We start from the raw sequence: 11,852 nt of genomic DNA on the forward strand, positions 1-11,852 counted from the left end.
TGGGTCGGCTGGATCACGTGGTTGTTTCGAAATGGCGTCCGGGATCGTAGATCGAGTCGGGCAGAGCGATGCCGAATGCGTGCAGGCGCTCGGCGAATTTGGGCCGGACGCCGGTCGCGCAAAACCGCCCGCGCACGTTGCCGTTCTCATCGATACCGGTTCGCCTGAACGCAAAGATTTCCTGCATGTTGACGATGTCGTCTTCCATGCCGGTAATTTCCTGAATGCTGACAATCTTGCGTCGCCCGTCCGTCAGCCGGGCCGCCTGGACCACCACCGAAATCGCCGATGAAATCTGCTGGCGCATGGTCTTGGTCGGCAGCGACAGGCCGCCGAGGTTGATCATGTTTTCGAGGCGAGTTAGCGCATCGCGCGGGGTATTCGCGTGGATGGTGGCGAGCGATCCTTCGTGACCGGTGTTCATCGCGTTGAGCATGTCGAGCGCCTCGGCTCCGCGCACCTCGCCGAGGATGATGCGGTCGGGCCGCATCCGCAGGGCATTGCGCACTAGCGTGCGTTGCGTGATCTCGCCGCGTCCTTCGATGTTCGGCGGACGCGTTTCGAGCCGCAGCACATGCTGCTGCCGCATCTGCAGTTCCGCCGCGTCTTCGATGGTCACAATGCGCTCATCGTCCGGAATGAATCCCGACAGCACGTTGAGCAGGGTTGTCTTGCCGCTGCCGGTCCCGCCCGACACCAGGATGTTCACCTTGGCGCGCGCCAGGGCATCGAGCACTTCCGCCATCGGCGGCGTGAGGCTCTGCAACTGGATCAGGTCGGAGACTTGCAGCGGATTGGCGGCGAAGCGCCGGATCGAGAGCAGCGGTCCGTCCACGGCGGAGGGCGGAATGATTGCATTGACCCGTGAGCCGTCTGGAAGACGTGCGTCGACCATCGGGCTCGATTCATCGATCCGGCGTCCGACGCGCGACACGATCTTCTCGATCACCTTCATGAGGTGCGCGTCATCGTAGAACGTCACGTCGGTCAGTTCGAGCCGCCCTTTGCGTTCGACGTAGGTGTGCTGGTGCGTGTTGACGAGAATGTCGGATATCGTCGGATCGCGCAGCAGGCTTTCCAGGGGGCCGAACCCGAACATCTCGTCATAGACGTCGATCACCAGCTGCCGGCGTTCGAGGTCGTTGGCCGGCGCCTTCTCTTCTTCGAGAATACGCGTAACGAGCGCGCCGATTTCGTGGCGCACCTGCTCGACCGGCATCCGCGCCAGACGTTCCAGTTCGACGCGATCGAGCACGCACTGATGTATTTCTCGTTTCAATTTCTGATAAGCACTCCGTGCCATGTGAGTCGGCGAGTGCTGGCTGTTTTCGCGCCCGCCGAACGGCTGCACGTTTTGAGCGGAAATCTGTTCACGCAGTGACATGATGGTCTCCTGGAGTGGTATCACATAGCCTTGAGCTTTGGTGCCGGGCTGCGTCCGAAGAAGCGGGTGAGCAGCGGCTCGCCCCTTACGCGGCCGCCCTCGGATCCTGCCGACAGGCTGACAATGTTGTTCGCGAGCGCAAGCAGACTGCGCGACACGGCGTTATTGCGGTTCAGCTTCGCGATAGGCACGCCATGGTTCACGGATTCCGAGACGGTCTCGGTGTCTTCCGGGATGACCTGATAGGGACGCATGCCGAGTACTTCCTCCAGCGCGGCCCGTGCGCGTTCCCCATGGCGCGTGTACCGGTTCAGAAGCAGCCGGGTACGGTCAGGCGGATAGGCGAGCGACGCCAGAATCTCCTGCAGACGTCGGCCCGCGCGTACATGCGGCATGCTCGCCTGCAGGACGAGATGAATCTGGTTGCTGCGATCGAGCGCCAGGATGGACAGTGGATTGATCGATTGGCCGAGATCGAAGATCACCAGGTCGTAGCGCGGAGCGGCGACGCCCAGAATCCATTCGAGTCTTTCTTCCTTGATCTCCGATGCTTTGATCGGGTCACCGGCGCCGGCGAGTATATGGAACGTGTCGCTCACGTGCACGAGGCAGGCGTCGAGGAAGGCCGCGTCCATCCGTTCTACCTGCGCGCACATTTGCGGCAGGGTCGAGGGTGGTTTTTCGTCGGTGACGAGAAAGGCCGCGTCGCCGAAAAGCTGATTGAGGTCGATCAGCAGCACACGTTTTTGCTGACTCTCTGCGATCGCATGAGCCACGTTGCTCGCGATGAAGCTGGTTCCCGCTCCGCCTTTACAGGACAGGAACGACACGATCTGCGTTTCGTGCGCGGCGCTCGACGCCCGCTGACTCTCGATGCGCGAAAGCGCTTCACAGAGCGAAGCCTTGTTGAGCGGCCAGCCGAGCACGTCGCGAAAGCCGGCACGCATGGCTTCGATCAGCGTCTGCTGCGACGCATCGGGAATCACCAGGATGGACGTGACGTGAGGGCGCTGATGGCACAGCTTGCCGACGACCGGAAGCTCGGCGCCTTCGAGCGACGATGCGTCGACGATCAGCACATCGAAGGCGTCCAGGCTGTCGCCGCGCTCTACCAGCGACGATGGTTTGCCGGCCATGCGGGTCGTGCGGTAGTTGCCGCATTCGCCGATCAGACTCACGATTTGGGCCAACCGTGCGGCGTTTTCCGAAGTAATGAGAATGTTGATCATGATCGTGGCTGCCTGGATATGTTGTGTTATTGACAGACGGTGCCGCCCGTCGACGACGCGAGACTTTCGCGCGGCAGGGTGGTCGTGAGCGGGGGCATCGTGAGCGTGAGGGGCACGAACGGAATCATGGTTCTCACGCTGACGTTGGTCACGCTGACGGTGACTAACGTGCACGTGTTGCGTGCCGTGGTGGCGTCGGAATCGCAACCGGACGGTGTGTACGTGACGTTCACGTTGGACGCGGCGAGCAGAGGCAGCAGGTTTGTAATCCTGCTTTTGATCACCGCGGCATCGGCATCGCAAACCGTGGCGGTACGCGCGCCGAGGCGCACGGCTTCACTCGCGGTGTTCCAGTAAAAGAGCACACGGCCCAGTTCGCAAACGCCGATCAGCAAGGTGCACAGGATGCCTGCGACCAGCGCGAACTCCACGGCGGCAGCACCACGTTGTGCGCGCAGCCGGAATGGCCGGGAAACAGAGCGCTGGTTCATGACACTTGCCTCATCACGGTGACGATGTTGCCGAACCTCAGCGTCGACAGATTGAAGTAGTTCAGGATCGGGGAGTACGGATACCCCTTGATCTTGACTTCGACGAGGTTGATGCTGCCGGCTGCGTTCGAAGGACCGACTCCGTTGTCGTTGTCGTAGGTCGGGACGCTGGCGAACTGCGCCGGGTCGGAGGCGTCGGCGCAACTGGTTGTGTGCGCGCTGTCGCACACGATCACCATCGAGGTCGTCAAACCGGTGACGAGCTCCGTTCCGCTGCCCGACGCCGGGCACGTCGTACTGCCATAGACGGCGAGGCACTGAGCCTGCGCGATCGGGTAGGCGGTATCGGACGGCAGGTAAGTGGACAGATAGCGGGCGGCGTCGCGCGTGGCTTTCGTGAGTGCTTCGTACTGGTAAATCGCGTGGCCGAATTCGGCCACGCCGGCGACGAGCGTCACGAGCGGAATCAGCACGATGGCGAATTCCACCGCGGCGACACCGCGCATGCGTGCTGGACGGTTAGAGCGTTTGTTCATGACAGTCCCCTATTGCAGCAACACAGGTACTTGCGGCCCGACGGAGCTGCCGGAGCCAGGAACGCCTTGCGTGGCACATGGGCTTCCCGGATTCGACGATGAACCGCGGTACTCCAGATGGACGGGGCCGGCTGTCCCGCCGGTGTCCATCGGGTCGAGCATCAGCACGCAATCCCAGGAAGTGACCGGAGCCTGGTGGCTGCTCGCCAGTACGCCGCAATCCAGTTCGGGGGCGAGTGCGAGACGCCGGTCGGCGCCGAGCGGGTAGTTGCTGGCGCTATACGTGCCTTTGGTGCTGGAGCCGGTGACCTTGTCGCCCTGATAGGGCTGAAACGTTTTGCGTTCGTTGACGAAGTCGCTATATGCGTTGCTCTGCGCGGTCCACGTCGTTGGGGTGTACGCGAACCCTGTGAAATCGGGCTCGCCGTCGGCAGGTCCCTTGTACGAGGTGCCATAGATACCAAACCGAGTATTCCAGGCTCCTGAGTCGGCGACCTTGTTGCCGGTCGAGCCGATATTCGCGCCGACGGCGGGTAGGGCGCAATAATTCCCGGTCAATTCATTCTTGATCTCATTGGCACTGTTGCTGCCGTCGAGGGCCGCCCATCCAAAGTTTCCGGGGCCGTAAGCCGGCGAGGCGCCGGTTTTCGACGCGATCCACTGCCCGACCGTATACGTCTCGCCTGCAGTCGGCGGCGTGGTCTCCGTTCCCGCCTTGCAGATGAACGCCGGAATCGCGCACGTGGTTTGCGCGGCACCGACAGTTGCGACGGCCGTGGCGGACACGGTTGCATTGGCTATGCTCGTGCCGCTGAACGCGCCAAGCACCTGGATGAACCAGTTCGCAATGTTCGCTTTAGACGTCGTGCATTTCGCGTACTTGATGTTGGCCGGAGTGGCGACAGAGCTCTTCGGCAGGAACGGATTGTTCAGCGAATCGCTGAACAGCACGCTGCTTTCTGTTGTCATCTGCACGGCGCCGCTCTGGAACAGCGCGTAGTTGAGGTGGCCGGCTGTGATGCCGGCCGCCTCGGAGACAGACAGATTGACAGTCGCGCCGGTGAGATCGCGCGCGGCGGCCAGCGCACAGGCATCGGCGCTGTTTTGCAACTCGCTTCGGGTCACGTACAGCTTGCCGAGATCGAGCGCGAGACCGACGAAGCCGATCAGTGCCACGAGCGACACCGCAACGATGATGGACACGGCGCCGCGCTCGCCTCGACGAGTTGCACCGCACCTGCCTGACTGATTGCCGCTACGCATGACGCCCCCCGTGCCTGTTTTTATTACTGACCGCTGGCCCCGCCGCCCCCGCTGCCGATGCCGATGACAAACGCGTTCGGCGATGGTGCGGGTTGTTGGAATGACTTGTCGTAGGTGTCCATCGCCGAAGCGGCGGACTTGCCGTCCACGCCCTGAGCCGACTGTGCGTGTTCTGCTGCGTGCGGATCGATGATCTGCGCCTGGGTGACGGTTTTGAGCGCCTCGCCAAAATGCGCGTCCCAGATCGGCGTGCTGGACAGGCAACCGCCCAGCGCTGCACAGACCGGCACGATGAGCGCGGCCCAGCGTGCGAAAGCAAAGTGTTCGTGTTTCATGAGATTCCCCTTGGCATCACATCAATGTTCGACCGCGTGGGTGGAAGCGTCCGCATTCGCGACGTCTTGCCGAACCTTGCGGGCGGCGATCCTTGCCGCAGCGCTTTCGATACGGGCGGCACGGGCCGCCTGTTCGGTCTGCGCGGATGGCGCCGTGTCCGCTGGCGCGGCCGCCTTGGCGGGCGCCGCATCTGGCATGACGCGCGACCGGTCGGTGCTGGGCGCCGCGGCCTGCGGGTCCGCCTGCGGCAACGCTGTTGCAACGGGCCCGGTGGGCGGTTGCGGCGCCGGTGCGGGCGAGGGCAGCGGTGCCGGTGGGCTCACCGAAGCCGGAGCCGGCATCGGCGAAGCGGCCGGAGCAGCGCCGGCAGGCGCGGCACGCATTTTCGGGTGACGGCCTTCCATGTTGCCGGTCGCGTAGACGTCGGCCTCGTTCGCTTGTGAGAAGCTGTCCGTAGGCAGCGGGAGGTCGGCGGTTTGCAGCGGCTTGACGAGATGCGGCGTGATAATGAACACCAGTTCCGTCAGGTCCTGCTGGAACGACGTGCTGCGCGCCAGCGCGCCGAGCACCGGCACTTCGCCGATGCCGGGTATGGCTTTCAGCGCCCCGGTCACGTTGCTCTTCATGAGCCCGCCGATCACAAAGGACTCGCCGTCGCTTATCTGGACCATCGTCGATGCACGGCGCGTCGTGATGAGCGGCAGAATCGACACGCCGCTCACGTTGGTTGCGCTGAGCGTGATGCCGGTCGGCGACAGATCGGACACTTCAGGTGCGACCTTGAGGTTGATGCGGCCATTGGTCAGCACGGTCGGCGTGAACTTCAGGCCGACGCCGAACTCCTCTTCCTGCAGCGTGATGGTCGTGGCGCCCGTGCTGCTGCTCTGCGGCACCGGAATGAAGATCTTGCCGCCGGCGAGGAAGGTGGCCTCCTGGCCGCTGATCGCCACCAGATTCGGCTCGGCGAGGATCTTGACTAGGTCGTCCGTCTTCTGCGCATCGATCGCGAAGTTGAGCGGACGGTTGTTCGCCTTGCTACCCGCGATGAGGCTCGTGACGCCGGCCAGCAGATTGCTTACGAGCGCGCCACTCCATGAGCCGAAACCGCCCTGAATGTTGAGCGACGCACCCATCTGGTTGATGAGCGTCTTCGACACCTCGGCCACCTTGACTTCGAGCATCACCTGTTGCGGCGCATCGACCGTCATCATGTTGATCACGTCGGCTGCCTTGCTGGTGCTCGAACTCTGCTGGTTCACGTTGGGCCCGCTGCCGAGGGTGCCGGACCCGCTCTGCGATTGCTGGGTGGGCTGGGCACTCGCATAGGCCCTGGCGATCTCCAGGGCCTGCTGGGCAGACGGTGAACTCGACACGTGACCCCCGAGTACCAGGTTGCCCGCGGCGGTCGATACGCGGATGCCGCGCTCGTTGGGCAACAGTTGCCCAAGCGATTGCTGCAAGCCGTTGGCGTCGATGTTGACGATCACGTCGATGATCTGGCATCCACCGCTGCGTCCCTGAACGATCATGTTGGTCGTGCCGACCGCCATGCCCACGAGGTAAAGCGTGCGCGGCGACACCAGCGTGGCTTGCACGATCGTTGGATTGCCGAGCGTGCGGTTGCGTGCCGGTTCGGCGAGCGGCAGGAGTGTCGACTTGCCAACCGGCACGACGACGCTGGTCTGCTCGTGGATCTCGCCGGTACAGTTCGGGCCGCGCAGCGGCGCGGAAGCGCTGCCTGCCCCGCCGGCTGGCATCGGTGCCATGCTGACCAGCATCGGCGTTGGCGCGCGGCCTACCGGCAGCGGTGCATTCGGCCGGGCCTTCGCGAGCGCGGGGCCCTCGACCGCTTCCTGCGCTGCGCCGCTTTGTGCGACAAGCAATCCGGTGCACAACGCCGAGGCGAGTACGACGCCGCTCAGCGAGCGGCTACGCATCGCACCACCGGTTGAGAACCTCAGTTTCGTTTTCATTTTCCTGCCCCCGTTTCTCGACATCGGTCGATCGAGACTTCCGTTATTTGCCTTGGTGGTGCCAGTTGCGGCGGCTCGTCTTCGCCGATACCGCCGCATCCGGCCTAGAAACATTCGACACTGCCCAGCACGCCCGAGAGCACGCCGACGCAGTCTCGCTTCGCCGCTGGTCGTGCGGCGTAGTGCACGCGCGCCGGACGTGCGGGTAACGCTGCCGGTGCCGAGGCCGGTGCGGCGACAGGCGTGCCGAGCAGCGTGAACTTCGTGGCGCCGCCGGTCGGCAGCGTGGCCTTGTCAACCTGGTTGCGCAGCACCAGCGACAACGTGCCGACGCTGCGCGCGAGGTCGAGTTTTTCCGCCTGGTCAGGCGTGACTTCGAGCGTGACCGCGTTGACAACCTTTGGCGCCGTGTCGTCGCGATTGACCTGCTGGGCCACCGCGAGCACCAGGATCTTTTCCAGCACGATCTTGGAGATGCTTTGTTGAGCGTCGCTCTTGCCTGGCTCCTGCGTGTTCACGATGACGTCGACGTAGTTGCCCGGCAGCGCGAAGCCTGCAACGCCGACCACGTCGTTGACACGAACCGTGATGGCGCGGTTGCCTTCGCCTATGACAGCGGAGAGGCCGCCTTTGGTGCCGACCGGTGCGAGCTTCGACTCGATCACGGGCTCGCCGCGTCCGAGACTTGTACGCACCACACGGCCCTCGAGCGTTTTAGGATCGGTGAATGCACCGGGCGGCACACTTCCCGTCGGCCAGTTGACGGTGCGGATCAGGCTGGCGTTGAGCGGCTCGCCGAGACTGACGTCGCCCGCTGCGACGGCGATCGGCGTGACCGCATTCGACGAGGTCTGGATCAGCCATCGTGAAGCAAAAACCACGGCGGCCAGACCGGCCAGCATGGCGACGGCCAGCATGACTAAAGCGCGACTGTTTTTCATGGTGATACTCCTGCGTAGGTCGTTGGACACTTACCGGTCAACCGGCGGCCAACTGTTGGCCCGGCCGGTCGGCCGTAGGTGGGTAGGTACTGTCGTGGTCCATCGCGGTGCCGAAATAGCTGTGCCATGCTTCGCGCAGTCCTTCCCCCGTCACTTCGCGCGCCGTGCCGCGGTAGTGCGCCGTGGCGGCGACCAGATTGAGCAGATCGCCTGGATAGCAGGCCAGGAACGGTTTGCCGCTTGGGAGATGCAGGTTGTGAAGCAGGTAATCGAATGAGGTTTGCACGGCCGTGAGCTTGAGCGCGGCACAGCGCGCGTTGAAGACCGCGCGATAGTCGTCGACCGATAAGGGGCCGACGTACAGCTTCGAGCCGAGCCGGCGCAGGAATGCGTCGTCGAATTGGGCCGGAGCGAGATTGGACGAGAACACCGGCCACACGTCGAACGGCGCAATGAAGCGCGAGCCGGATTGCAGCGTGAACTGATCGACACCCCGATCGAGCGGCATCAACCAGCGGTTGAGCAGGTCGTGCGGCGCGATACGCTGGCGCCCAAGATCGTCGACGATATACAGACCCATGTTCGCTTTCATGTGCGGCGGCGCCTGGTAGAAACCGGCCGTGGCGTCATAGCGCAGGTCGAGCGATTCGAGCGTCAGTTCGCCGCCGGAGATCACCACGGGGCGGGAGCACATGCGCCAGCGCCGGTCGCTCGCCTGCGCCTGATTCTGCTCGGGTGCATCGCGATGCACGAGCGTGTCGTAAAGCTGCACGATTTCGCCGCCGACGTAGAGTGCATAGGGAATCGGCACGTTGCCGCGCAGCAGCAGTCCGAGCCGCTCGGCGAGAAACGTCTTGCCGCTGCCGGCGAGGCCGTGCAGCATCAAAGGCCGTCCGGCATTGAGCGATGCCGCGGCTGCATCGAGCAGCGCGTGGTCGATAACCACGTCGTGGAATGCCGCACTGACGTCGCTCTGCGTGATGCGGACCCAGCGAATCGAGTGTTCGCGCACACTTGCCGCATAGCTGTCGAACGCGACGGGGGCAGGGCCGCAATATCTGCAGCGCGTCATTTCGTCTTGTGCGAGATTGCGGCCGCTGTCCGTGAGACGAAGCTGCACGTCGATGTCATGCGTGCCACGGTGGGTGATCTCGACCAGGTGCTCGCGCACGAGAAATGCCAGCACGTCGTCGAGTACGCCCACCGACAGCTTGTGCCGCTCGGCGAGATCCGCGAAATTCGACTTGCCGTGCAGCAGGACGGACTTGAGTACGAGACGCGTCACGAACTCCTGCGGCAGGCCGGTTTCCGCGAGCGTGCGCGGCGCACGCAGCGACACGGTGGATTCCTCCGCATGACGGCCGTACGACGGTTCAGGTTCCGGGAGGTGCGTAACCTGCGCGACACTTCCGCTTTCATGGCTCTGCTGGTTCATCGCTCTTTTCTCCAGCGCCGGATTGCGACCGGCATCACAGGCTGTACGGCTCTGGCTGCCCATGCGGGCGGCAGCCCCGGATTCTTCGGCTAGGCAGCCGACGCGAACAACACTCCTAATGTCCCGACGGCAATGGCGACGCCGTAAGGCAGTGATCCAACCGATTCGATCTGCTGGTAGTGAGGATTCCCGGCCATCTGTTGTCCAGGGCGCCACGCGCTGCCAACGATGCACCAGAGATTCACGAGCAATTGCCTCGTGCGACGGTGACGCAAGATGACGTACAGCGACCAGACCCCGCCTGCGACAAACGTTGCCAGGGCGATACGGACGGTCATCGCCGGTCCGACCCAGGCGCCGATCGTCAGCAGCAGCTTCACGTCGCCGGCGGCCATGCCCCGCAACAGATAGAAGGGCAGCAACACCGCGAAACCGGTCAGGGCGCCTGCGAGCCAATCCGCACTGCCGGCCAGCGGGCCGTTTAGCCAGACCTGCACGACAAGCGCAGCGGCGAGGCCGATCGCGATGATCCGGTTTGGAATTCGCCGGCAAGTGAGATCCGTGCTGGCTGTCACGATGGCCAGCGCGATCACGCATGCAGGAATAGGTTGTGGGGGCAGAAACATGGCGTGTCTCGATCCGGTTCGTCTACATTTATCCACGCGCGGTCGCGATTCTGGTCGCGATGCGCTGATGGAGATTGCCCGCGGAGCTGCCTGGCGTTGCGACCGCGCCGAGGATCGTCACGGCAATGGGCGACCCGATCAGCGGGTACTCGATCGACGTGACACCGCCGTCGTCCCGCAACAACTGATTTGCAACGTCGCTCCATGCGTACATGGCTATCTCCCGAATTGGCTCGTCGTCGGTTCCGCTCGACGGTGAAACACGTCATGGTCCTTGGGAAGACGGGAGAGACGGAGAACCGATCACCCGTCAAATCCCGTCTCTACAGTTCACTTGAGATGGTGTTGAACACCGCGTTCAGATCTGTCCCGACTAGCGCTACGGCAACGATGATGGTCACCGCAATAAGTGCCGCGATAAGGCCGTACTCGATGGCCGTCACGCCTTGTTCGTCCAGCACGAAACGTTTGGTACGGGCTGCGTCAATCCAGAGGAATTGAAGCGGCGCGACGGGTCGTGCTGCTTCTCTCATCGCATTCATAGGTCGCTCCTGTCTTGGTTAGGGAGTGCTGCTTGAATCGAAGACCCGGCGGAGACGGACAATTCAACGGCTGGTCATCGTCCGTCAGCGCGCCGCTTACAGGTCACTCGCGATCGTGGTAAAGAGCGTACTCAGCTTTGAGCCAACGGCCGTTACGGCGACGATAATGGCGACGGCGATCAGGGATGCGATCAGTCCGTATTCGATGGCGGTCACACCATCTTCGTCACGAACGAAACGCTTAGCTTGGGCGATGATGTTTTGCATGGCAAACTCCTTTGGATAGCTAATTAAAAACCCTTGGCCCGAATTGGCTGAGGGGAGGTACTGCTGGGCACTGCAGAAAAAAAGGGCGCTGAGACTAGGCCAACCGTGTTGGAATGCAAGCTAATGCGTGCAAGCCGATCGGGTTGAAAGAGTCACTGCGAGAAAACGGGCCGCAGAGCACGTGCAAGGCGAATTGCCGGGCGGATGGTCTGTGGAGATCATTGTCTGTGCGATGGCACACGCAGCGAATGATCGATGTGATTGCTGCCGGGAACGCGAAGCCGGTGTCGCTATGGCGACGGTGGGGCCGTCGTTTTGTTTGATCGGTCTTCATTGTCGTGGTCCTCGCCTTCTGTTGCTCGTTATTGGCTTCCGGCCGAAGCCGGAGCCCGCTAGTCAGTCGGCGACTACCCGCTATTCTCTTTCCATCCGCGCTGTCTTTAATGATCGCAGCTGCGTAGGTGGAGAAACATCCCCGTGGTTGACGCCAGTCGCACTTCAGGCTCTCCCTCGTCCCTGCTACCCGAATCGTGCTGGTCGTCTCGTCATCGACTTCCGCGCCCTTTCCTTCGCAAGCTCTGGGCCAGCTTCCCCAAATGCCAGGAAATACGGCGCTGAGCCCGATTTGGCTGTCGCCCGATTCCACTCCCGGCGCACAGGGTGTTTCTAATCTGCGACGATTTCGGACCCCAATGCGCCAGGCGCGAAATCCCGGAGAGGTCCGCCGTTCGGCGCGCTGCGGAAAATGTCTCGCGATTTACCCTGGTTCGGCTCGGACGCCGGCATCGATCAGATCGGCATCCTTTCCGCGGGCTCGCCAGTCCAAATC

General features: G+C 63.1%; 13 protein-coding genes. All 13 read right to left on the reverse strand.

The window, feature by feature from the left end:
- Window positions 1-13: 13 nt before the first annotated feature.
- The 13 genes from KHO23_RS01000 to KHO23_RS01060 all read right to left on the reverse strand — a co-directional run bounded on the left by KHO23_RS01000 (window position 14) and on the right by KHO23_RS01060 (window position 11,023).
- On the reverse strand, window positions 14-1,384 hold the full coding sequence (locus KHO23_RS01000) for a CpaF family protein (protein WP_211608728.1): 1,371 nt from the start codon (window positions 1,382-1,384) through the stop codon (window positions 14-16).
- 20 nt (window positions 1,385-1,404) lie between these two features.
- A complete protein-coding gene (locus KHO23_RS01005; protein WP_211608729.1) occupies window positions 1,405-2,613 on the reverse strand; it encodes an AAA family ATPase in 1,209 nt (402 codons plus the stop codon).
- A 26-nt stretch (window positions 2,614-2,639) separates the two neighbouring features.
- A complete protein-coding gene (locus tag KHO23_RS01010; RefSeq protein WP_211608730.1) occupies window positions 2,640-3,104 on the reverse strand; it encodes a TadE/TadG family type IV pilus assembly protein in 465 nt (154 codons plus the stop codon).
- Entirely contained in the window at window positions 3,101-3,610 is a 510-nt protein-coding gene (locus KHO23_RS01015; protein WP_211609806.1) for a TadE/TadG family type IV pilus assembly protein, read from the reverse strand. Before KHO23_RS01015 ends, KHO23_RS01010 begins: the two co-directional genes overlap by 4 nt.
- A 39-nt stretch (window positions 3,611-3,649) precedes the next feature.
- Window positions 3,650-4,903, reverse strand: a complete 1,254-nt coding sequence (locus KHO23_RS01020) for a TadE/TadG family type IV pilus assembly protein (protein ID WP_211608731.1) — start codon at window positions 4,901-4,903, stop codon at window positions 3,650-3,652.
- Window positions 4,904-4,926: 23 nt separating this feature from the next.
- A complete protein-coding gene (locus KHO23_RS01025) occupies window positions 4,927-5,238 on the reverse strand; it encodes a hypothetical protein (protein ID WP_211608732.1) in 312 nt (103 codons plus the stop codon).
- A gap of 21 nt (window positions 5,239-5,259) precedes the next feature.
- The gene (locus tag KHO23_RS01030) at window positions 5,260-7,212 is read right to left on the reverse strand and encodes a type II and III secretion system protein family protein (RefSeq protein ID WP_211608733.1); all 1,953 of its coding nucleotides are present in this window, start codon (window positions 7,210-7,212) and stop codon (window positions 5,260-5,262) included.
- Between the two features lie 104 nt (window positions 7,213-7,316).
- Window positions 7,317-8,153 carry a Flp pilus assembly protein CpaB gene (cpaB, locus tag KHO23_RS01035; RefSeq protein WP_211608734.1) on the reverse strand — a complete coding sequence of 279 codons (837 nt, stop codon included), beginning with the start codon at window positions 8,151-8,153 and terminating at the stop codon, window positions 7,317-7,319.
- A gap of 37 nt (window positions 8,154-8,190) precedes the next feature.
- The gene (locus KHO23_RS01040; protein ID WP_211608735.1) at window positions 8,191-9,588 is read right to left on the reverse strand and encodes an ATP-binding protein; all 1,398 of its coding nucleotides are present in this window, start codon (window positions 9,586-9,588) and stop codon (window positions 8,191-8,193) included.
- Window positions 9,589-9,677: 89 nt separating this feature from the next.
- Window positions 9,678-10,214 (reverse strand): A24 family peptidase, encoded by a 537-nt coding sequence (locus KHO23_RS01045; RefSeq protein ID WP_211608736.1) that lies wholly within the window; start codon window positions 10,212-10,214, stop codon window positions 9,678-9,680.
- Window positions 10,215-10,242: 28 nt separating this feature from the next.
- Window positions 10,243-10,428, reverse strand: coding sequence for a Flp family type IVb pilin (locus KHO23_RS01050; RefSeq protein ID WP_211608737.1), 186 nt, complete (start codon window positions 10,426-10,428; stop codon window positions 10,243-10,245).
- A gap of 109 nt (window positions 10,429-10,537) precedes the next feature.
- Window positions 10,538-10,702: a Flp family type IVb pilin gene (locus KHO23_RS01055; protein ID WP_236066715.1), complete on the reverse strand. Its 165-nt coding sequence runs from the start codon at window positions 10,700-10,702 to the stop codon at window positions 10,538-10,540.
- A gap of 150 nt (window positions 10,703-10,852) precedes the next feature.
- Window positions 10,853-11,023 carry a Flp family type IVb pilin gene (locus tag KHO23_RS01060; RefSeq protein WP_211608738.1) on the reverse strand — a complete coding sequence of 57 codons (171 nt, stop codon included), beginning with the start codon at window positions 11,021-11,023 and terminating at the stop codon, window positions 10,853-10,855.
- Between the last annotated feature and the right edge of the window lie 829 nt (window positions 11,024-11,852).

The sequence above is a fragment of the Paraburkholderia haematera genome, from assembly GCF_905220975.1.
Taxonomy (GTDB): domain Bacteria; phylum Pseudomonadota; class Gammaproteobacteria; order Burkholderiales; family Burkholderiaceae; genus Paraburkholderia; species Paraburkholderia haematera.